This window comes from Pseudomonas sp. DWP2-2, assembly GCF_049897065.1.
GTDB classification, from domain to species: Bacteria; Pseudomonadota; Gammaproteobacteria; order Pseudomonadales; family Pseudomonadaceae; genus Aquipseudomonas; species Aquipseudomonas paracarnis.
The window spans coordinates 128,004-149,254 of the sequence record NZ_JAFCVN010000001.1; the positions used below are offsets into that span (position 1 = coordinate 128,004).

Annotated in this window: 15 protein-coding genes; 6 read left to right on the top strand and 9 right to left on the bottom strand. The window is 62.8% G+C overall.

All coding sequences use genetic code 11. The annotated features are described in order from the left end of the window. Positions 1-61: 61 nt before the first annotated feature. From uvrA to ACP7CZ_RS00565, 7 genes are all read right to left on the bottom strand, one after another. Complete coding sequence (gene uvrA, locus ACP7CZ_RS00535) at positions 62-2,581, bottom strand: excinuclease ABC subunit UvrA (protein ID WP_198791230.1); 2,520 nt, start codon at positions 2,579-2,581, stop codon at positions 62-64. Continuing rightward, positions 2,578-4,290: an ATP-binding protein gene (locus ACP7CZ_RS00540; RefSeq protein WP_034126118.1), complete on the bottom strand. Its 1,713-nt coding sequence runs from the start codon at positions 4,288-4,290 to the stop codon at positions 2,578-2,580. Before ACP7CZ_RS00540 ends, uvrA begins: the two co-directional genes overlap by 4 nt. Before the next feature lie 101 nt (positions 4,291-4,391). Beyond that, the gene (locus ACP7CZ_RS00545; RefSeq protein ID WP_294164604.1) at positions 4,392-7,463 is read right to left on the bottom strand and encodes an error-prone DNA polymerase; all 3,072 of its coding nucleotides are present in this window, start codon (positions 7,461-7,463) and stop codon (positions 4,392-4,394) included. 157 nt (positions 7,464-7,620) lie between these two features. Further along, entirely contained in the window at positions 7,621-9,036 is a 1,416-nt protein-coding gene (locus tag ACP7CZ_RS00550; RefSeq protein ID WP_294164605.1) for a Y-family DNA polymerase, read from the bottom strand. Between the two features lie 7 nt (positions 9,037-9,043). Beyond that, positions 9,044-9,658, bottom strand: coding sequence for a translesion DNA synthesis-associated protein ImuA (gene imuA / locus ACP7CZ_RS00555; protein WP_003191873.1), 615 nt, complete (start codon positions 9,656-9,658; stop codon positions 9,044-9,046). Continuing rightward, entirely contained in the window at positions 9,658-10,275 is a 618-nt protein-coding gene (lexA, locus tag ACP7CZ_RS00560) for a transcriptional repressor LexA (RefSeq protein WP_054898514.1), read from the bottom strand. The genes imuA and lexA overlap by 1 nt, the downstream gene beginning before the upstream one ends. 600 nt (positions 10,276-10,875) lie before the next feature. Next, positions 10,876-11,463 (bottom strand): NUDIX domain-containing protein, encoded by a 588-nt coding sequence (locus tag ACP7CZ_RS00565; protein ID WP_034125680.1) that lies wholly within the window; start codon positions 11,461-11,463, stop codon positions 10,876-10,878. Between the two features lie 165 nt (positions 11,464-11,628). Here ACP7CZ_RS00565 and ACP7CZ_RS00570 point away from each other — a divergent pair, with 165 nt between their 5' ends. Beyond that, complete coding sequence (locus tag ACP7CZ_RS00570; RefSeq protein WP_294172416.1) at positions 11,629-12,555, top strand: alpha/beta hydrolase; 927 nt, start codon at positions 11,629-11,631, stop codon at positions 12,553-12,555. Positions 12,556-12,747: 192 nt separating this feature from the next. Here ACP7CZ_RS00570 and ACP7CZ_RS00575 read toward each other — a convergent pair whose 3' ends face one another. Continuing rightward, positions 12,748-13,908, bottom strand: a complete 1,161-nt coding sequence (locus ACP7CZ_RS00575; RefSeq protein ID WP_054898676.1) for an alpha-hydroxy acid oxidase — start codon at positions 13,906-13,908, stop codon at positions 12,748-12,750. 120 nt (positions 13,909-14,028) lie between these two features. Here ACP7CZ_RS00575 and ACP7CZ_RS00580 point away from each other — a divergent pair, with 120 nt between their 5' ends. After that, entirely contained in the window at positions 14,029-14,814 is a 786-nt protein-coding gene (locus tag ACP7CZ_RS00580) for a DeoR/GlpR family DNA-binding transcription regulator (protein ID WP_054898675.1), read from the top strand. Between the two features lie 631 nt (positions 14,815-15,445). Here the strand turns inward: ACP7CZ_RS00580 and ACP7CZ_RS00585 are convergent. Next, complete coding sequence (locus ACP7CZ_RS00585) at positions 15,446-16,351, bottom strand: LysR family transcriptional regulator (protein WP_003191880.1); 906 nt, start codon at positions 16,349-16,351, stop codon at positions 15,446-15,448. A 213-nt stretch (positions 16,352-16,564) separates the two neighbouring features. Between ACP7CZ_RS00585 and ACP7CZ_RS00590 the strand changes: the two genes are divergently transcribed. From ACP7CZ_RS00590 to ACP7CZ_RS00605, 4 genes are all read left to right on the top strand, one after another. Next, entirely contained in the window at positions 16,565-17,176 is a 612-nt protein-coding gene (locus tag ACP7CZ_RS00590; protein WP_014718170.1) for a cysteine dioxygenase, read from the top strand. Further along, the gene (locus tag ACP7CZ_RS00595) at positions 17,173-18,756 is read left to right on the top strand and encodes a rhodanese-related sulfurtransferase (protein ID WP_198791233.1); all 1,584 of its coding nucleotides are present in this window, start codon (positions 17,173-17,175) and stop codon (positions 18,754-18,756) included. Before ACP7CZ_RS00590 ends, ACP7CZ_RS00595 begins: the two co-directional genes overlap by 4 nt. A gap of 82 nt (positions 18,757-18,838) precedes the next feature. Next, positions 18,839-19,813, top strand: coding sequence for an ABC transporter substrate-binding protein (locus tag ACP7CZ_RS00600; RefSeq protein ID WP_060764778.1), 975 nt, complete (start codon positions 18,839-18,841; stop codon positions 19,811-19,813). Between the two features lie 10 nt (positions 19,814-19,823). Beyond that, the gene (locus ACP7CZ_RS00605; RefSeq protein WP_294169523.1) at positions 19,824-21,164 is read left to right on the top strand and encodes an LLM class flavin-dependent oxidoreductase; all 1,341 of its coding nucleotides are present in this window, start codon (positions 19,824-19,826) and stop codon (positions 21,162-21,164) included. The last annotated feature ends 87 nt before the right edge of the window (positions 21,165-21,251 follow it).

Below are 21,251 nucleotides of genomic sequence, written 5' to 3' on the forward strand. Positions count from 1 at the left end.
AGGGGTCGGCTGGGGGCCATCATCGCAGGCAAGCCAGCTCCCACAAAAGGCCAGCCTCCAGTCAGACCAGCTCCCGAGCAAGAAACGGCGCAGTCCGGCTGGTCTTGCTCTTGGCCACCTTCTGCGGCGCCCCACACGCCACGACTCTCCCGCCCAAGTCCCCTGCTCCCGGCCCGATATCAATCACCCAGTCACTTTGGGCCACCACGCGCATTTCATGCTCCACCACAACCACCGTATGCCCCGCATCCACCAACTGGTTCAGTTGGCTGAGCAAACGATCGACGTCCCTGGGGTGCAACCCGGTGGTCGGCTCGTCCAGCACATACAAGGTGGCGCCCCGGGCATTGCGTTGCAACTCGGTAGCGAGCTTGATGCGCTGTGCCTCACCGCCAGACAACTCGGTGGCCGGCTGCCCGAGGCGCAGATAACCCAGGCCGATATCGCGCAACACGACTAACGAACGCAGGATGCCCGGCTGCTCGGCAAACACCTGCACCGCTTGCTCCACCGTCAGCCCCAGCACCTGGGCGATGTTCAAGCCCTGCCATTTGATCGCCAGGGTGTCGGGGTTATAGCGCGCGCCGTGACAGGTCGGGCATGGCGCGTACACGCTGGGCATGAACAGCAATTCAACGCTGACAAAACCTTCACCCTCACAGTTCGGGCAACGGCCCTTGGCGACGTTGAAGGAGAACTGCCCGGCATCGTAATTGCGTTTCTTGGCCGCTGGCGTGGCGGCAAACAGTTTGCGCACGTTGTCGAACAGCCCGGTGTAGGTCGCCAGGTTGGAACGCGGCGTGCGGCCGATGGGCTTCTGGTCCACCTGCACCAGGCGCTGAATGTGCTCGAGCCCGGCGCTGATGCGCCCGCCACTGGCTTGCGGTGCAGCATCTTCCAGGCTCGGTTCATCGTCGCTTTCCAGCACACGCCCCAGGCCCGTGCCCACCAATTCCAGCAGCGCCTGGCTGACCAGGCTGGATTTGCCCGAGCCGGAAATCCCCGTCACCGCGGTGAAACAGCCCAGCGGGAAATCCACGTTCAAATCTTTCAGGTTGTTTCGCGTCACGCCTTTGAGCTTCAGCCAACCGGCCGGCTCGCGGCTTGGCACATTGGCCGGGCGAGGTGAGGCAAACAGGTATTCGCGGGTCTGCGAGGCCTCGACATCCGCCAACCCTGCGGGCGGCCCGCTGTACAGCACTTGCCCGCCATGTTCGCCGGCAGCCGGGCCCACGTCGATCAGCCAGTCGGCGCGGCGCATGGTTTCCAGGTCATGTTCCACCACAAACAGCGAATTGCCCGCGGCCTTCAAACGATCAAGCGCGGTGAACAATGCTTCGCCATCCGCCGGGTGCAGGCCCGCCGAAGGCTCATCGAGCACATAAATAACACCGAACAACTGCGAGCCCAATTGGGTAGCCAGGCGCAGACGCTGCAGTTCCCCGGACGACAGGGTCGGCGTGCTGCGCTCCAGGGACAGATAGCCCAGGCCCAGTTCGATCAAGGTGTTGACCCGTTCGAGCAGGTCCTGGGCGATGCGCTGGGCCGCCAGGCGTTTTTCCACCGACAGCTTCATCGTGTCGTGCCCCGCGGCCACCGGCTGCAGCAACTCGGCCAATTGCGCCAGGGACAATTGCGACAGCTCACCGATATCCACCCCGGCAAACTTCACCGACAACGCCGCCTGGTTCAGGCGTTTGCCCTTGCACAATGGGCAGGCACTGCCTTGCATGAACTGCGATACACGCTTTTTCATCAGCGCGCTTTGGGTGTGGGCGAAGGTGTGCAGGATATAGCGCCGAGCGCCGCTGAAGGTGCCTTGGTAACTGGGCTCCAACTTGCGTTTCAACGCCTCGCGGGTCTGCTGCGGGGTGAAGCCGGCGTACACCGGTACGGTGGGGGTTTCTTCGGTGAACAGGATCCAGTCGCGCTGCTTTTTCGGCAGCTCGCGCCACGGGATGTCCACGTCATAACCCAGGGTCACGAGGATGTCGCGCAGGTTCTGGCCCTGCCACGCCAACGGCCAGGACGCCACTGCACGCTGGCGGATGGTCAAGGACGGATCGGGCACCATCAGCGCTTCGGTCACTTCATACACGCGGCCCAGGCCGTGGCATTGCGGGCACGCGCCCTGGGGCAGGTTCGGCGAGAAGTCCTCGGCATACAACATGGCCTGCCCTTTCGGATAACGGCCGGCGCGGGAATAGAGCATGCGGATCAAGCTCGACAAGGTGGTGACACTGCCCACCGACGAGCGCGCACTGGGTGTACCCCGTTGCTGTTGCAGGGCCACGGCAGGCGGCAAGCCTTCGATGCTGTCTACGTCCGGCACGCCGACCTGGTCGATCAAGCGCCGCGCATAGGGCGCCACCGATTCGAAATAGCGGCGCTGGGCCTCGGCGTACACCGTGGAAAACGCCAGGGACGATTTGCCGGAGCCAGACACGCCGGTAAACACCACCAGGGCGTCCCGGGGAATATCCACATCGACATTGCGCAAATTATGTTCACGGGCGCCACGCACCCTGACGAAGCCCGTTTGCCGGGCGGTGAGCGGTGGGATGTTGCGCTGTGAAGTCATGGGCAACCTTGTCTTGCGCTTAGCACCCTGCGCACGCGTTGGGTCAGGGCATCGGGGCTGTAGGGTTTGCTCAGCAGGTGGATATCGGCGCTGAGCAGATGATTGGAAGACAGAATGTCGCGGGTGTGGCCCGAGGTAAACAGCACCGGCACCGGCGGGTTCTGCGCGCGGGCCCAGGTGGCCAGATCGGTGCTCTTGACCCGACCCGGCATCACCACATCGGTGAAGATCAGGTCCGGCGACACGCCGCGCTGCAACACTTGCATCGCGCGGTCGCCATCCTCGGCGGTCAGTACGGTATAGCCCGATTGCTGCAGCAACTCGACCACCGTCAGGCGCACGCCTTCGTTGTCCTCGACCACCAGGATGGTTTCCTGGCCGCCGCCTTGCAGGTCCGCATCACTGTAGTCGTCGAAGCATTCAGGCTCCAGGCAGTGGGGGAAATACATCTGCACCACCGAGCCCTTGCCCTCCTCGCTCCACATGTCCACGTGCCCGCCACTTTGGCGCACAAAACCGAACACCATGCTCAACCCCAGGCCGGTGCCGTGGCCTTCGCGCTTGGTGGTAAAGAAGGGTTCGAATGCGCGCTTGAGGGTCGCCTCGGACATACCCACGCCGGTGTCAGCCACTGCCAGGCGCACGTACTCGCCGGGCTTGATGCTTTTACCGATGCAATCGTCCGGGTTGAGGATGACGTTTTCCCCGGTGATACGAATCACACCCTCGCCTTGCATGGCATCGCGGGCGTTGATCGCCAGGTTGAGCAGCGCGTTTTCCAGCTGGTTGCGGTCGACATTGATGCACCAGGAGTCCTGGGGCAGTTGCACGTCGATATGGATGGTTTCCCCCAACGCCCGTTGCAACAGCTCGCCCAGGCCGGCGTAGATGCGCTGCGGGTTGTACACCGCCGGAGACAAGGGCTGGCGACGGGCAAAGGCCAGCAGTTGCGACGACAGCTTGGCCCCTCGCTCCACGGCGGCGATGGCCGCGGTGACGCGACGTTGCACCTGACAATTGTCCGGCTCATGCCTGGCGAGCAAATGCAGGTTGCCGGCGATCACTTGCAGCAGGTTATTGAAGTCATGGGCCACGCCACCGGTCAGGCCGCCAATCGCTTCCAGCTTCTGTGACTGGCGCAACTGGTCTTCTGCGGCAGACCGCGCCTGCACTTCAGCGGCTACGCGTTGCTCCAGATTATGGGTGAGCTCCTGGCGCACCCGCTCGGACTTCACCAGTTCGGTGGTTTCCACCACAATCGCCAGCACCCCGGCCGGCTGTTGGTTGTCCCCGGCCACGGGGCTGTAATAGAGGTCCAGCCATACGCTTTCCGGTTGGCCGTGACGCGATAACACCAGCTCCTTGTTATTGAACGACAAGGTACCGCCCGCCAGGCACGTATCCACCACGTGCCGATTGAACTCGGCTACTTCCGGCCAGCCCAGTTCGACCGGAGTGCCCAAGAGGTAGGGATGGCGCCCGCCGGCAAATACCGAATAGCTGTCGTTGTAGATCATGTACCCCGCCCGCCCCCACAGCATCACCATCGGCACGGGTGAGGCGAGCATCATTTGCACGGTGCAAGCCAGGCTCGTGGACCACTGATCCAAGGGGCCAAGGTCGGTACTTGACCAGTCAAACGTGCGAATCCGCTGGGCCATTTCGCCGGCCCAGCCTTCACAGCCATGGGGGTTGGATAAAAATTGCATGATTGGGCTCTGTGCAGGGACAAGACAGTCGCAAGTTTTGGAGCGCGCCAGCGGTGGATGGTTTCATCCTGAGCACAGAGGAATGCACAAACCCCTGGAACTCAATGAAAATCCCGGCTGCGCACCACCATTCCATCCAGCAACGGCGTCAAATCGGTGAGGCGCCCCGCGATCAAATGCCGCACCTCACCTACCGCCTCCCACCGGCCGTCCACCTTGAGCAAACGCGAGCCCACCAGCGCCTGGCGCTGACGCTCGGCCAGGTCGCGCCAGACCACCACATTGAGGTTGCCGAACTCATCTTCCAGGGTGACAAAGGTCACGCCGCTCGCCGTGCCAGGGCGCTGGCGGCCAGTGACCAACCCGGCGATGCTCACGTTGCGCCCATGTTCCACCGCCAGCAATTCCTGGGAACTGCGGCAGCGGCGCCGGCGTAACTCGGCGCGCAACAACGCCAGGGGATGGGGCCCCAGGGTGGTACCGAGGGTGGCGTAATCGGCGTGCAAATCTTCGCCGACCGTAGGTTCGGGTAATGCCACCCGCGTTTCATCGGGGCTCGGCAGGCCGGCAAACAAGCCCAGTTGCTGATGCACACCGGCCACGTCCCAGCGCGCCTGATGGCGGTTGCCGGCCAGGGCGCGCAAGGCCCCGGCATCCGCCAACAGCGCCTGGGCACGCGTATCCAGCCCGGCGCGCGCGTCCAGGTCAGCGATGTCATTGAACAGCCGCTGCTGCCTCGCCGCTTCGATACGCCGCCCGTCGTCCTCGCGAAACCCCGAGATCATGCGCAAGCCCAGGCGAATCGCCGGTTGCTGGCCATCGATGGGCTCCAGGCTGCATTCCCAGTCGCTGGCCTGCACATCCACCGGGCGGATCTGCAAGCGATGGCGCCGAGCGTCCTGCAGGATCTGGTCCGGGCTGTAGAAGCCCATGGGCCAGCTGTTGATCAGGGCGCAGGCGAAGGCCGCCGGCTCATGGCATTTGAGCCAGCAACTGGCATAGGTCAGCAAGGCGAAACTGGCGGCGTGGGACTCCGGGAAACCATAGCTGCCAAAGCCCTTGATCTGCTCGAAAATCTGCGCGGCAAAGGCTTCGGTGTAGCCATTCTTCAGCATGCCGGTGCGCAGGCGCTGCTGATGGGGCTCCAGGCCACCGTGGCGTTTCCAGGCGGCCATGGAGCGGCGCAACTGGTCGGCCTCGCCGGGGCTGTAGTCGGCGGCGACCATGGCGATTTGCATCACCTGTTCCTGGAACAGCGGGATGCCCAGGGTGCGTTCCAGCACGGCCTTCAATTGCGGCGACGGATAGGTGGTGGGCTCTTCATTATTCCGTCGACGCAAGTACGGATGCACCATGCCGCCCTGGATCGGCCCAGGCCGCACAATGGCAACCTCGATCACCAGGTCATAAAACGTCTGCGGCTTGAGCCGGGGCAACATCGACATCTGCGCCCGCGACTCGATCTGGAACACACCGATGGTGTCGGCCTTGCTGATCATGGCGTAGGTGGCCGGGTCTTCCTTGGGAATCGTGGCCAGGCTCAAGTCCCGGTGGCGATGTCGGCGCAGCAAATCGAAGCAGCGGCGGATCGCGCTGAGCATGCCCAGGGCAAGGATGTCCACCTTGAGCAAACCGACGGCGTCGAGGTCGTCTTTGTCCCACTGGATAATGGTGCGCTCGGCCATGGCCGCATTTTCCACCGGCACCAGGGTGTCCAGCGGGTATTCGCTGATCACAAAGCCGCCAGGGTGCTGGGACAGGTGCCGCGGAAAACCGATCAGTTGCTGGGTCAACGTCAAGACACGCCGCAGCAGTGGGCTGTCCGGGTCGAAGCCGCTTTCACGCAGGCGCTCCAACGGCGGCGCCTCATCGCTCCAGCGCCCGCAGCAATCGGCCAAGGCGTTGATCTGGTCCGCCGGCAGCCCGAGGGCCTTGGCCACATCACGTACCGCGCCCGTGGCATGGTAACTGCTGACCACCGCCGTCAAGGCTGCACGGGTGCGGCCATAGCGCTGGAACACGTATTGCAGCACCTCTTCGCGGCGCTCGTGCTCAAAGTCCACGTCGATGTCCGGCGGCTCGTTGCGCTCTTTGGACAGGAAGCGCTCGAACAGCAGGTTGGTCAGGCTCGGGTTGATTTCGGTGATGCCCAGGGCAAAACACACCGCCGAGTTAGCCGCCGAACCACGGCCCTGGCACAGGATCGAACGGCTGCGGGCGAAACGCACGATGTCATGCACCGTAAGGAAATAGCTTTCGTAACCCAGCTCGCTGATCAGCTGCAGTTCACGATGGATTTGCTGCAAGGTCTTGTCGTCGATGCCTTCGGGCCAGCGCTGGGCGATGCCTTCTTCGGTGAGGGTGCGCAGCCAGGATTGGGCGTCATGCCCCGCGGGTACCAGCTCGCGTGGATAGTGATAGCGCAACTGGCCGAGGTCGAAGGTGCAGCGCCGCGCGAGGGCGAGGGTTTCATCCAGCAAGGCCTGGGGGTACAGCGCCGCCAGCGCGTCGAGGCTGCGCAAGTGGCGTTCGCCATTGGGGTGCAGGCGCGTGCCAGCTTCGGCCACCGGCACGTGGTGACGGATGGCGGTCATGGTGTCTTGCAGGGCACGGCGGCCTCGCGCATGCATATGCACATCGCCGCAGGCCACGGCAGGGATTTGCAGGCTGTGGGCCAGTTGCAAGCGCTGTTGCAGATGGCGCGCATCGTCCTGCCCACAGTGCAGGTGCACCGCCAGCCACAGACGCTGGTCGAAGGTGCGGCGCAGCCAGTCGAGGCTGGCCTGGGTGTCGCTGTCTTGCGCCACCCACAACGCCAACAGGCCGGGCAACGGTTGCTCGAAATCTTCCTGTAGCAGGCGATAACTGCCCTTTTCAGCCCGACGCCGGGCCAGGGTGATCAGCCGGCACAGGTGCTGATAACCGCTCAGGTTCTCCACCAGCAGCACCAGTTTCGGGCCATTTTCGATGTGCATTTCGCTGCCGATAATCAACGGCAAGTCCACGGCTTTGGCGGCTTGCCAGGCACGCAAGATGCCTGACAGCGTGCATTCATCGGTGATCGCCAGGGCGCTGTAGCCTTGGCGCTTGGCGCGCTCGAAAAGCTCCAGCGCACTGGAGGCACCACGCTGGAAGCTGAAATTGGACAGGCAGTGCAGCTCGGCATAATTCATGCGCCCCCACCCCCTGTTGTAGGAGCGAGCTTGCTGTGGCGAGGGAGCTTGCTCCCGCTGACTGCGCAGCAGTCTCCGGCTTTTATTGGGGCCGCTACGCACCCCAGCGCAAGCAAGCTTGCTCGCCACAGTAAGTGCGCTCCAGCTGAGGGGATGCTCATGCAAACCACCCTTGCAACCACAGCCCATCGCCTTGCCCCACCGTGCGATAGGCCCAACCCTGCTGGCCGGCGCGGGTCTGGACCAGGTAATAGTCGCGGCGGACATCGGCGCCATCCCACCAGCCCGATTCAATGCGCTCCGGACCCATCAGGATCTGTACGCCGTGTTCGGCCAGCAAGGTCGGTTGCGGCAATAACCAGCCTGGGCGGCGGACCTTGTTCAAGCTCGGGCACGCCTGGTGGTCGGTCGCAGCCTGCCAGGCGCATTCGGGGCGATGGTCGGCCTGAAAACGCAGGCCCTGCACCGCCTCATCCCCCAGGCGTGCACGCAGGCGTTCGCGCAACTGTTCCCACGGCAGGGTTTGTTGCGGGCGGTCGTCGAACAGGTCCTGGCGTTGCGGCACGAACACCGGCAAGTCCTCGGCCACCAGGCGCACACCCCGCACCGGCGCGGTGACCTGTACCTGCTCCAGGCGCCCACGGGCCAGTTCGAACAACATTGAAGGCTCGCGCTCGGCGCTGAGCAGGCCCACCTTGATCACGCTGTCTTGTGCCTGGGCGTGTTCCAGGTGCAGGTCAAAGCGCTGCACGCCACTGTCGCGGCCGCACAGGAACGCGGACAGGTCGCCGGTCAAACGCCGCAAGGGGAACAACAGCGCCTGGTGGGATTGCACATCGAAATTCAACTCGATGCGTGCATCGAACTGGTCGGGCGGTTGATAAAAATCCAGGGCCAATGGCCGCTGCCCGCTCAGGGCGTCGAGGTGCTTGAGCAGGCTGGCGTCAAAACGTCGCGTCAGGGTATGCCGGGGCAAGGCCTGCACCTGGGCCAGGCTGCGCAGGCCCATGCGCGACAAGGCGGTGGCGGCTTGGGGTTCAAGGCCTGCACGGTCGACAGGCAGCGACGCCAGGGCCTGCATCAGGGCGCTGTCATCGGCCACGGCCAGGCCGTCGTAGCCGTTTGCCAATATCCGCGCCGCCGCCGGGTTGGGCGCAGCGACGATGCGATGACGAAAGCCAAGTTCGGTCAGCTCTTTGCGCAAACGCGCCTCAAGTTGCGGCCAGGGCCCGAACAGGCCCAGGCTCGATTCGATCTCGAACAACAAGGCCCGTGGGTAATACAGGCTGACTTGGGAGCTGAATCGGTAGGCCCAGGCGGCCAGAAACTGCTGCAGGCGCTCGATCTCCAGCGGGTCGTATTCGACACAGGCAAACTGCTTGACCAGGGCATGGGCTGCCGTCAACGATTGCCCGGGGCGCAGGCCCAAGGCGCGTGCGGCGGCGTTGACGGTTTGCAACACGCGCCGCTGCGGCGTGCCGGCCAGCAGCGCCAGCGGCTGCTCGGGTTCGGGGTGCACACGCTGTGCCCCGTCCAGCGCCAATTGCGGGAAGACAATACACACCCAACGCATGGCAACCTCAATGCCCCGCCAGGGCAATTGGCGCCGGATGGGCCAGCCCGCCACGGCACTTGAGCACCCGCACTTGCGCGGGCCTGGCCTCGACCGCCAGGCGCAGGGCGGCAGGCGAGGCATTGATCGCCTCGCTCAGGGAGCGCCAGGCAAACGCCAGGGTCTGCCCGGTTTCGGCCGCCACCTGCAAACGCCGCAAGGCACGATCATCGGCCTTGCGCGGCCAACACAACACCGCCCCGCAACTGCCAGAACGCAGGCATTGCTCCACCGCCCACAACGCGTCACGCTCCTCGGCCCGGATGATGGACAGCTGGCGCACATCCACCCCGGCGTTCTGCCACGCATGGGGATAGGGGGTATAGGGCGGCGCCACCAGCACAATGCGCTCGCCCAGGGCCGACAGGCGCGCCAGGGTAGGCAGCACCAGTTGCAACTCGCCCACCCCGTCCTGGGCCATCAGGATTTCACTCAAGGCCGATTCCGGCCAGCCGCCACTGGGCAGCACCGCATCCAGCGCCGCCAGCCCCGTGGGGTGCACGCTGGCCGGGGGGGCGGCGGGCCGGCCCTTCCAGACTCGCCCGCCATTGAACAGCGAGTCCAGGGCAACCACGGCGCCCATCAGCCTTGCCTCACCAGGCCGCAGAACACGCCTTCGATGGCCAGGTCCTGCTCGGGCCCGACCACGATGGGTTGATAGGCCGGGTTGCGCGGCAACAGGCGAACACTGTCGCCGTGGCGCTCGAAACGCTTGATGGTGACGTCGCCGTCCAGGCGTGCCACCACAATCTGCCCGTTCAAGGCTTCGGCACTGCGGCGCACGCCCACCAGGTCGCCATCGAGAATGCCATCTTCAATCATCGAATCGCCCTGCACCCGCAGCAGGTAATCGGGGGTTTTGGCGAAAGTGGCGGGGTCCAGTTGCAAGCGGCTGTGCACCTCGGCATCGGCGCCAATCGGCCGACCGGCCGCCACACGACCGAGCACCGGTACATCCAGCCACTCGGGACGCGCAGGTTGATTGAGCAAGCGAATGCCACGGGCCTGGTTGGGGTTGACCTCGATAAACCCAGCTTCGGTCAGCGCCACCACATGCTTGCGGGCGACGCTGCGCGAGGCGAAGCCGAACGCCTCGGCGATCTCGGCGAGGCTGGGAGGCTGGCCTTGTTGCGCGATGCGCTCGCGAATGAAGGTCAGGATGGCGGTGCGGCGGGGAGTCAGGTTTGTCATGGAGTACATTTGTACTCCTGTGGGAAATTTCTGACAATAACCGTCAGTCTGCTAATTGCCAGCTCCCACATGAAGGCATATGTATCTACTTAAGTCTGTAAGCTCAACGGTTAAAACGATGCGAAGCGAGCCGCTCTTGATCTTGATCTTGATCTGCTTTTGATCTTAGGCGCCCCGTTAAACCACGCTGGCCGGAATTCGACAGGGATTTGGGGGGTAAACCGGCAGGGATGCCGGTTTAGCCGCCCCGCGCCATGGATGGCGCGTGGCGGCGGCCCCCCAAATCACTGGCGGATTACGGGCACACCGAGCCTAAGCGAGGTGCCGAGTGGTGGGGCAAGAGCGTTTTGCTTACTTTTGCGCTTTTCAAAAGTGAGCCGCTGTAAGAGCGGAACCCTAGGTGGCCGTTACCGCAGGAATGGATATGTACACGGTCCAACTGTGTTGACTGTCAGGCCGTCTTCGCAGGCAAGCCAGCTCCCACATTGGATCGCGGGGCATCAGTTATATCTGTGTCGGCTGCCAGGCCGTCACGGGAGCAAGCTCCCTCGCCACAGATTCAGCGTCGTGCCAAAGTTGTGTAGATACCTATGCACATGAAGGCATACCTCACCACCCCTCTTTCAACATCCGCAGCTCCAGATGCTGCAACAACATAATCGTCTTGCCATCCACAATCTCCCCGCTCTGCACCATCGCCAGTGCCTGCTCAAAGCCCAGCTCCAGTACCTCGATATCCTCGCCCTCTTCTTCCAGGCCTCCGCCCGCTCCCACTCGGTCGCCTGGCTGGTATTCACCGATAAAAAAGTGAATCCGCTCCGTCACCGATCCCGGGCTCATGAACGCCGCGTAGATTTTCTCAACATGCCCGACGCGATAGCCGGTCTCTTCCTCGGCCTCCAGGCGGATGCGTTCTTCGGCGCTGGCGTTATCGAGCAAACCGGCCGCCGCTTCAATCAGGTAGCCGGGGTAATCGTTGACGAAAGTGGGCATGCGGAACTGGCGAATCAGCAAGACTGTGCGTTGCTCACGGTTGTACAACAGGATGGTCGCACCGTTGCCCCGGTCATACACCTCGCGGGTCTGGGCTTGCCAACTGCCGTCGCGACGGCGCAGGTCGAAGCTGTATTTCTTCAGCAGGTACCAGTTGTCCGAGAGGGTTTCTTCGGCGGTGATGCGCACGGGGCTGTTGTTCATGTGTGGGCCTTTGCAGGTAGGGCAGGTTCGAGCCGTCCACCCTATCAACCCGCGCGAGGATTGTTCAATGCTGTAACACTTTCATCCGTCACGGCCGTCGCATTAATGCCTACCCGCCCAGGCCATCTGGTAAAACCCGTGCTTCATCTTTGTTCTGGAACCTTCATGTCTTCTGTTTCTATGCCCCGCCGGGGCCTGCGCTGGCTTGTCTGGCTGTGCATGGCCGTGTTGATTGTCGGCCTGCCGGTCGGCTGCGCCGTGTTGCAACACAAGGAGCGCGAACTTGTGTTTCGCATCGAGCCGGGAACCGCCGGCTGGTACACCGGCCTGCCCAAGGCGGTGCAGGAATTCGAACTCACGCCCGCCAGTTTCAAAGCAGGGCAGAACATTCATGGCTGGTGGTACCCGGCAGCCAACAAAGACGCGCCCGCCATCCTCTACCTGCACGGGGTACGCTGGAACCTCACGGGCCAATTGTTTCGCATCGAGCAACTGCATGCCCTGGGCTTTTCGGTCCTGGCCATCGACTATCGCGGCTTTGGCCAAAGCCAGGGCGACCTGCCCTCGGAAGCCACGGTGTACGAGGACGCACGCATTGCCTGGGAGCGTTTCCAGACCCTGCAACCAGACCCCGGCAAACGCCTGATCTACGGGCACTCCCTGGGTGGCGCGGTCGCCATCGACCTCGCTGCCGAGTTGGGCAAGCAGGTGCCATTGCCGGTGCGTGGGCTGGTGATCGAGTCCACGTTCACCTCCCTGGCAGATGTCGCCACGGCCGTTGCCAACACCTCATTGCCGGTACGCTGGTTGCTGTCGCAGAAGTTCGATTCCATCGACAAGATTGCCGACATCCACATGCCGCTGCTGGTGGTCCACGGCCTCGACGACCGCTACGTGCCGCCGCGCTTCAGCCAGCAGTTATTCGAAGCCGCCCAGCAACCCAAACACCTGTTGCTGGTGCCAGGTGCCAGCCATAACAACAGCATGAACCTCGCAGGGCTCAGCTATGGCCAAGCGCTGGAAAACCTGATGCGCACGAAGATGCCGGCTCAGGTGGTGACACACTCCACAGGCCGCGATAACGCCTCGTAAATACGCTTTTCGACACTGGGTTCGCGCTTGGCTGTCAAGCGCAAACCCTGGCCATGTTGGCCCGAAATACAAGTTGATCAAATAATGATCTTCGCTGAAATCGCCAACGCTGCCGGGCCTTCGCAAAGTTATCCACAGAGATACCCACGGTTTTCGTGGACAACTCTTTTTATATTTTTACGGTTTTTTTGCTCAAGCCGTGCTTCCAGGAAAGGTACCGGGCAACAGGATTTCGCGATTCACTTCGCGTATATCCTTATAGCCACAGAGCGCCATCGACACATCCAGTTCGCGGGCGATGATATCGAGGGCCTTGGTCACGCCCGCCTCGCCCATAGCCCCTAGCCCATACAAGTGCGGGCGACCAATCATGGTGCCCTTGGCGCCCAGCGCCATGGCCTTGAGCACGTCCTGGCCGGAACGAATACCGCCGTCGAGCCACACTTCAATGCGGTTGCCCACGGCCTCGACAATCGCCGGCAATTGGCTGATGCTCGACGGCGCGCCATCAAGCTGGCGGCCACCGTGGTTACTCACCACCAACGCATCGGCACCGCAATCGGCCGCCAAGCGCGCATCCTCCACATCGAGAATGCCCTTGATGATCAGCTTGCCGCCCCAGCACCGCTTGATCCACGCCACATCGTCCCAGCTCAGGCGCGGGTCAAATTGCTGGGCGGTCCACGACGACAGCGAACTCATGTCGGCCACGCCCTTCACATGCCCGACGATATTGCCAAAACCACGCCGCTGGGTACCCAGCATGCCCATCACCCAGCGAGGCTTGGTGATCATGTTGAGAATGTTCGGCAGGGTCAGCTTGGGCGGCGCGGACAAACCATTGATCAAGTCCTTGTGGCGCTGCCCCAGAATCTGCAAATCCAGGGTCAGCACCAATGCATCCACCCCGGCCGCCTTGGCGCGCTCGATCAACTGCTCGATAAAACTGCGGTCGCGCATCACATACAACTGGAACCAGAACGGCTGGCCGACATGCTCGGCGATGTCTTCCAGCGAACAGATACTCATGGTCGACAAGGTGTAGCGCAGCCCGAACGCAGCAGCGGCACGGGCAGTGAGGATTTCGCCATCGGCGTGCTGCATGCCCGCCAGGCCAGTCGGCGCCAACGCCACGGGCATGGCCATGTGCTGGCCGATCATGCTGGCGCGGATCGAACGCTCGTCGATATTGCGCGCCACCCGTTGGCGGAACTTGATACGCGCAAAATCAGTTTCGTTGGCGCGGTAGGTGCTCTCAGTCCAGGAGCCGGAATCGGCGTAGTCGTAGAACATGCGGGGGACACGTTTTTGCGCCAGCTTGCGTAAGTCTTCGATGGTTGTGATCAACGGCATCGGGTCACCTCTCCCTGAACTGAACACAGAGAGTAACCGGCAGGAGCGTGGGCAACCAGCCGTTGCGTTTAGATGGGCCGGCGATTAATCTCGCACAAACCCGCAATAAAGCGCACAAACATGCATAACACTCATCAAGCCATCGACCTGCCTTCCCTGCGCAAACAGAAGATCTTGTTGTTGCTGGAACGCGACGGCAAGGTCACTGCCTCCGAGTTGGTCGAGCATTTTGCCGTGTCCCAGGACACCATCCGCCGCGACCTCGGCGAACTCGCTGCCGCCGGCCTGTTGCAACGCGTACATGGCGGCGCCCTGCCCCGACCCAAGGACACCGGCAAGGATTTCTTTACCCGTGTCGGGGAAACCAACGAGGTCAAGCGCCACCTCGCTCGCGTGGCGGCGGAGCGGGTTGAAGACGGCCAGATCGTGCTGTTCGATTCTGGCTCCACCACCTTGCAGATCGCACAGTGCTTGCCCCATGCACTGCACCTGACCGTGGTCACGCCATCCCCCATGATCGCCATCGCCCTGGCCGACCATCCGCATATAAAAGTGATCCTGGCCGGCGGCCAACTCAACCCCGCCACGCTCTCCACCGGCGGCCATGACGCGGTGCGGCTGATCCAGAGCGTCAAGGCCGACCTGTTGTTCACCGGGGTTTGCGCACTGCATCCGCAAGTGGGCATCACCTCGCTGCATTTTGGTGAAGTCGCCGTCAAGCAAGCCTTGCTCGACAGCGCGTCCCACGTCATCGCCGTGACCACCTCAGACAAGCTCGGCGCGGTGGAACCCTTTGTGGTGGCGCCTTGCAGCCGTATTCATACGCTGATTACCGAGTGGGACGCGCCGGAGGTGCAAGCATATGAACAGTTGGGGTTGCAGGTGCAGCGGGTGGACGTGCAGTGATGCAAACCCTGTGTAGAGCGAGCTTGCTCGCGAAAACGTCAACAATAACGCGTGTTTCCTGAATGAACGCGGCGCCTGAGCGTTTTTCGCGAGCAAGCTCGCTCCTACAAAAAGGGCAAGCCGGCCATCTGGAGAAGGTAACCACGATGCGAAGCGAGCCGCTCTTGATCTGCTTTTGATCTTGATCTCAGGCGCCCCGTTAAACCACGCTGGCCGGAATTCGACAGGGATTTGGGGGGTAAACCGGCAGGGATGCCGGTTTAGCCGCCCCGCGCCATGGATGGCGCGTGGCGGCGGCCCCCCAAATCACTGGCGGATTACGGGCACACCGAGCCTAGGCGAGGTGCCGAGTGGTGGGGCAAGAGCCTTTTGCTTACTTTTGGGCTCTTTTCAAAAGTGAGCCGCTGTAAAAGCGGAACCCTAAGTAGCCGTTACCGCAGGAATGGATATGTACTCGGTCTGACACCCTGTATCGGCTGTCAGGCCGCTATCGCAGGCAAGCCAGCTCCCACAGTTGGATTGCGGGGTGTCAGGTAGGTAAATGTCGGCTGGCAGCCCGTCATCGCAGGCAAGCCAGCTCCCACGGTTTAATCGCGGGGTGTCAGGTGGATAAGCGTCGGCTGACAAGGCGTCAGGCAGCGCTGCGGATCTTGTGCAAAGCATCCGCCACCCATTGACCAAACGCATCCACCGGCCCTTGCAGGTTGCCGAGAAAATGCGGATAGATCAGCCACAAATCCATCACCGGCTTGAAGTCCTTGAGGGGCATCGCCGCCAGCTGCTCGCGATGAGCACTGCGTTCCAGCAACGGACGTGGCACCAGGCCAAGGCCGAGGCCGTCGGCCACCAGGCCCAGTTGCAGTTCGGTGCCAAAGGTTTCCAGGTTTACCCGCAGCGCCAGGCCCTGGTCAGACAAGGTGCGCTGCAACCCCGCACGGAACCCGCAACCGTCCGGGTTGAGGATCCAACCGCTCTGGTACACGTCCGCCAGCTTGCAAGGCTTCTTCGGCAACTGCGCCTTGGCACAGACCACCACCAACTCCATCTTGCCGATGGACTCACCGACCAGGTTGTCCGGGAAGATCTTGCCCGCGGGGAACAACGCCACCGCCGCATCCAGTTCGCCGCGTTCGATCTTGCCGACCAATTGGCTGCCCCAGCCGGTGGCAACCTGGGCACGCAAGTCGGCGTATTCGCTGCGCAGGTGCTTGAGTGCGTCCAGCAGCACCACATCGCCGATGGTCTGCGGTACGCCCAGGCGCAGCACGCCGGTGGGCGGTGCATCGGTGGCCACCAGTTCGCGCAGGGCATCCATCTCGCGCAGGATCAACCGGCATTGCTCATAGACACGGGTACCGATCAGCGTTGGCTTGAGGGGCTTGGTGTTGCGGTCGAACAGCTCCACTCCCAGAGCCTGCTCGAAGTTCTGCACGCGGCGGGTGATGGCTGGCTGGGTCAGCTGCAACGACGCGGCGGCATGGCTGATGGACTGGCAACGAATCACTTCGACAAAGGCATCGATATCGTCAATTTTCATTTGGGCCGCACATACAGATCAGTCATTAAGATGTGCGTGAAGCATAGTGGCCGCACACAGGTCTGGATAGCCCAACCAGTGATCAATAACGTCTAACACTATTCAAACCGGTTCTAAATTACCTCCGGCTATAAGCTAATCATTAAAAAATAGCATATTAAAAATAAACATTATGCTTAGATAAAAGCATACCAACAGCCCGATGGAATGGTCATGACCCAGGCCCGACACCCCGAGAGACTCAGAGCCTTCATAGGCGCCCTGGCGGAATTGATCGACGGCAACCCGCGTGAAGGCGACCTGCTGCACCGTGGCGGCAAGCTGCTGGCGCAACTGGTCAGCCACGATGATTGGCTGCCCGACGAATTCGCCCAGCCCGACCCCGAGCGCTACCAGCAATTCTTGCTACATGCCGATTCGCGCCAGCGATTCAGCGTGGTCAGCTTTGTGTGGGGGCCAGGGCAACGCACGCCGATTCATGACCACCGGGTGTGGGGGCTGATCGGTATGTTGCGCGGCGCGGAGGTTTCCCAGGGGTTTGCCCGGGCACCGGGCGGCGGCCTGGTAGCGCAAGGCGAACCCGTGCAATTGCTGCCGGGCCAGGTCGAGGCGGTGTCGCCCAAAGTCGGCGATATCCATCAGGTCAGCAATGCCCACGGCGACCAAGTGTCCATCAGCATCCACGTATACGGCGCCAATATCGGCGCGGTGCGCCGGGCGGTGTATCAACCCGACGGCAGCGAGAAACTGTTTATCTCCGGTTATTCCAACGCCTATCTCCCGAACATCTGGGACCTGTCCAAAGAAAAGAGCCCTGCCCTATGACCACCCTATCGACCCGCAGCTTTGCGCAGATTCGCCAGGCCCTGTTGGCACGCGAAGAAGTCGCGCTGATCGACGTGCGCGAAGAAGCCCCCTTTGCCGAGGCCCATCCGCTGTTCGCCGCGAATATTCCCTTGTCCAAGCTGGAACTGGAGGTGTACGCGCGCATTCCACGCCGCGATACCCAAGTCACCCTGTACGACAACGGCGAAGGGCTGGCCCAGCGCGCCGCCGAACGCCTGGTTGCACTGGGCTACACCCAGGTCAGCCTGCTGGAGGATGGGCTGGACGGTTGGCGTCGGGCCGGTGGCGAGCTGTTTATCGACGTCAATGTACCCAGCAAGGCGTTTGGCGAACTGGTGGAGAGCCAGCGCCACACACCGTCCCTGGCCGCCGAAGAGGTCCAGGCCCTGCTCGACAGCCAGGCCGATGTGGTGGTGCTCGATGCGCGCCGCTTCGACGAATACCAGACCATGAGCATCCCCAGCAGCATCAGCGTGCCGGGGGCCGAGTTGGTGTTGCGCGCCCGTGAGCTGGCGCCCGATCCGTCTACGCGCATTATCGTCAATTGCGCCGGGCGCACCCGCAGCATTATCGGCACTCAGTCGTTGATCAACGCCGGCCTCCCCAACCCGGTGGCAGCCCTGCGCAACGGCACCATCGGCTGGACCTTGGCCGGGCAGACCCTCGACCATGGCCAGGCGCGCCGCTTTGCGCCGACCTCGGAAAACCATCGCCAACTCGCCGCCCAAAAGGCACATGGTGTTGCCGATAAAGCCGGGGTCAAGCGTGCGACGCTCAATGATCTGCACCGCTGGCAACAGGACGCGACCCGCACCACCTACCTGTTCGATGTGCGCACCGCAGAAGAATTCGAAGCCGGCCACCTGCCGGGCGCCCGCGCCACCCCGGGCGGGCAACTGGTGCAGGAAACCGACCACGTTGCCAGTGTGCGCGGTGCGCGCCTGGTACTGGTGGACGACGACGGTGTGCGCGCCAATATGTCCGCGTCGTGGCTGGCCCAGTTGGGCTGGCAGGTGTACGTATTGGATGACCTGCAAGCGGAGCACTTCAGCGAGCGCGGCGCATGGGTCGCGCCAGTACCGCCGCCGCCCCAGGCCGAACTGATCAGCCCCCACACCCTTGCCGACTGGCTCGGCCATGGCGACACGCAGGTGCTGGACTTCACGGCCAGCGCCAACTACGTGAAACGTCATATCCCCGGCGCTCGGTGGGTGCTACGCGCGCAACTGCCCGAGGCCCTGAGCAAGGTACCGAGCGCCCAGCGCTATGTGTTGACCTGCGGCAGCAGCCAACTGGCGCGCCTGGCCGTGCCGGAAGTCGAGGCCCTTACCGGCAAGCCGGTCTTTTTGCTGCAGGACGGCACGGCCGGCTGGATCCAAGCGCAACTGCCCCTTGAGTCAGGCGAAAGCCACTTGGCGTCCCCGCGTATCGACCGCTACCGCCGCCCTTACGAAGGCACCGACAACCCTCGGGAAGCCATGCAGGCTTACCTGGATTGGGAGTTCGGCCTCGTGGAACAACTGGCCCGCGACGGCACCCATGGTTTCTACGTGATCTGATTCACCGCTGCACCGTTTCGCTCAACCGACCCCTTCTCCAGGCGGAGGTACTTTCCTTTACCCAACGCCTGGAGTTTTTCCCATGCTGTACGCCATTCCATTCAAACGCCTGTTGCTGGGCGCTGCCCTCGCCCTCGGCCTGCTTTCCACCGTCCAGGCTGGCGACCTGCAACCGCTGCGCGTGGCCAACCAGAAATCCACGATCAAGGCGCTGCTGGAAGCCTCGGGCGAAAGCCAGAACGTGCCCTACGAGATCAAATGGTCGGAATTCCCCTCGGCCTCGCCCCTGGGCGAAGCGCTGAACGCCGGCGCTGTGGATATCGGCGCCCTGGGCGATGCCCCTTATGTGTTCGCCCTCGGCGCCGGTGCCTCGATCAAGGTGATCAGCATCATCCATGCCGAGGGCCGTAACACCACGGCGCTGCTGGTGCCCAAGGATTCACCGATCAAGACCGCGGCCGACCTCAAGGGCAAGAAGATCGTCACCGGGCGCGGCTCCATCGGGCACTACCTGGCGATCAAGGCCCTGAACGATGCCGGGCTGACCACCCAGGATGTGCAGTTCATCTTCCTGCTGCCCGCCGAGTCCCGGCTGGTACTCGACAACGGCACCGCCGATGCCTGGGCGACGTGGGACCCTTACACCACCGTGGTCACCTCACAGAGCAATGCTCGCGTGCTGGTGAGCGGCAAGCACCTGCTGAGCAATCATCTGTACTTCGCCGCCACCGGCCAAGCCATTGCCGACAAGCGCGTGCAACTGGACGACTTTGTCGCCCGCATTGATCGCGCCTACGCCTGGGCCAATACCCATCCCGAGCAATACGCCGCTGCCCAGGCCAAGATCACTGGCCTGCCACTGGCCGTGCATATAGAAGTGGCCCAGGACACCCATCTTTCCCCGGTCACGATTGACGATACGGTGATCCATGGCCTGCAAGCCACCGCCGACACCTATGTAAAAGAAGGCCTGCTGAGCCAACACATCGACGTCTCCCAGGGCTTCGATTCCAGCTTCAACGCCAAGCGTATCCCCCTCGAACAAGCCTCGCGCTAAGGAGCAGAACATGAGCAAGCCACGTCAATTGAAACTCGGTGCCATGGTGCACGGTGTCGGCCACGGTTGGGGCGAATGGCGCCACCCGCAGGCACAACCCGACGCCAGCACCAATTTCGGCTTCTACAAGCAGCAGACCGAACTGGCCGAAGCCGCCCGGTTCGACTTCGTGTTCATCGCCGACAGCCTGCATATCCACCCCAAGTCCAGCCCCCATTACCTCAACCGTTTCGAGCCGCTGACGATCCTCTCGGCCCTGGCCGCGCTGACCACTCATATCGGCCTGGTCGCCACCGTGACCGTCAGCTACACCGAGCCTTACCAGGTAGCACGCCAGTTCGCCTCCCTGGACCACATCAGCGGCGGCCGTGCCGGCTGGAACGTCGTCACCTCGTGGCTGAGTGGCACCGCCGATAACTTCGGCAAGGCCGAGCATCCGCCCCACGCCGTGCGCTACCGCATCGCCAAGGAACACCTGAATGTGGTCAAGGGTCTGTGGGATTCCTGGGAGGACGATGCCTTTGCCTATAACAAACACAGCGGCGAATTCTTCACCCCAGGCAAGTTGCATGCGCTTAACCACAAGGGCGAATTCTTCTCGGTCAAAGGCCCGCTGAACATCGCGCGTTCGCGCCAGGGCCAACCGGCGATTTTCCAGGCGGGCACTTCGGAGGATGGGCGTAACTTTGCCGCCGAAAACGCCGATGCGATTTTTGTGCATGTGGAAACTATCGATGAGGCCAAGGCCTACAGCGCCGATTTGAAACGCCGCGCCAAGGGCTTTGGCCGCGACCCGGACAGCCTGTCGATCCTGCCGGGCATCCGCCCGATTGTCGGGCGCGATGCCGCCGAAGTGGAAAGCCGCTACCAGCAAGCCGTGGCACTGGTCACCGTGGAAGACGCCATTGTCGCACTCGGCAGGCCGTTCAACGACCATGATTTCAGCCAGTACCCGCTGGATGCGCCCTTCCCTGAATTGGGCGACCTGGGCGCCAACAGCCAGAAAGGTGGCTCCGAACGTATCAAGCAACTGGCCCGTGACGAAGGCCTGACCCTGCGCGAAGTGGCCCTGCGTTTCTCGCGGCCCCAGCGCGACTTTGTCGGCACCCCGGAACACGTCGCGGATGCCATCCAGACCTGGTTCGAGAGCGGCGCCAGCGATGGTTTCATCATCAACTCGGTACTGCCGGATGGCCTGCAGTATTTCACTGAGTTGGTGGTGCCGGTGCTTCAACAGCGAGGGTTGTTCCGTACCGAGTACAGCGGCCACACCCTACGGGACAACCTCGGCCTGGAAGTGCCAGCGAACCGCTACAGCGTGATCGAAGCCACCGAACAAGCCCTGGCCTGAATACTACCCCCTGTAGGAGCGAGCTTGCTCGCGAAGAACGCCCACGATAACGCGTACTTCCTGAATAAACGCGGCGCCTGTGAGTTT

Excerpts from the sequence above, each read along its gene's own strand:
- uvrA (WP_198791230.1), bottom strand. The coding sequence starts at position 2,581 with ATGACTTCACAGCGCAACATCCCACCGCTCACCGCCCGGCAAACGGGC.
- ACP7CZ_RS00540 (WP_034126118.1), bottom strand. The coding sequence starts at position 4,290 with ATGCAATTTTTATCCAACCCCCATGGCTGTGAAGGCTGGGCCGGCGAA.
- ACP7CZ_RS00545 (WP_294164604.1), bottom strand. The coding sequence starts at position 7,463 with ATGAATTATGCCGAGCTGCACTGCCTGTCCAATTTCAGCTTCCAGCGT.
- ACP7CZ_RS00550 (WP_294164605.1), bottom strand. The coding sequence starts at position 9,036 with ATGCGTTGGGTGTGTATTGTCTTCCCGCAATTGGCGCTGGACGGGGCA.
- imuA (WP_003191873.1), bottom strand. The coding sequence starts at position 9,658 with ATGGGCGCCGTGGTTGCCCTGGACTCGCTGTTCAATGGCGGGCGAGTC.
- lexA (WP_054898514.1), bottom strand. The coding sequence starts at position 10,275 with ATGTACTCCATGACAAACCTGACTCCCCGCCGCACCGCCATCCTGACC.
- ACP7CZ_RS00565 (WP_034125680.1), bottom strand. The coding sequence starts at position 11,463 with ATGAACAACAGCCCCGTGCGCATCACCGCCGAAGAAACCCTCTCGGAC.
- ACP7CZ_RS00570 (WP_294172416.1), top strand. The coding sequence starts at position 11,629 with ATGTCTTCTGTTTCTATGCCCCGCCGGGGCCTGCGCTGGCTTGTCTGG.
- ACP7CZ_RS00575 (WP_054898676.1), bottom strand. The coding sequence starts at position 13,908 with ATGCCGTTGATCACAACCATCGAAGACTTACGCAAGCTGGCGCAAAAA.
- ACP7CZ_RS00580 (WP_054898675.1), top strand. The coding sequence starts at position 14,029 with ATGCATAACACTCATCAAGCCATCGACCTGCCTTCCCTGCGCAAACAG.
- ACP7CZ_RS00585 (WP_003191880.1), bottom strand. The coding sequence starts at position 16,351 with ATGAAAATTGACGATATCGATGCCTTTGTCGAAGTGATTCGTTGCCAG.
- ACP7CZ_RS00590 (WP_014718170.1), top strand. The coding sequence starts at position 16,565 with ATGACCCAGGCCCGACACCCCGAGAGACTCAGAGCCTTCATAGGCGCC.
- ACP7CZ_RS00595 (WP_198791233.1), top strand. The coding sequence starts at position 17,173 with ATGACCACCCTATCGACCCGCAGCTTTGCGCAGATTCGCCAGGCCCTG.
- ACP7CZ_RS00600 (WP_060764778.1), top strand. The coding sequence starts at position 18,839 with ATGCTGTACGCCATTCCATTCAAACGCCTGTTGCTGGGCGCTGCCCTC.
- ACP7CZ_RS00605 (WP_294169523.1), top strand. The coding sequence starts at position 19,824 with ATGAGCAAGCCACGTCAATTGAAACTCGGTGCCATGGTGCACGGTGTC.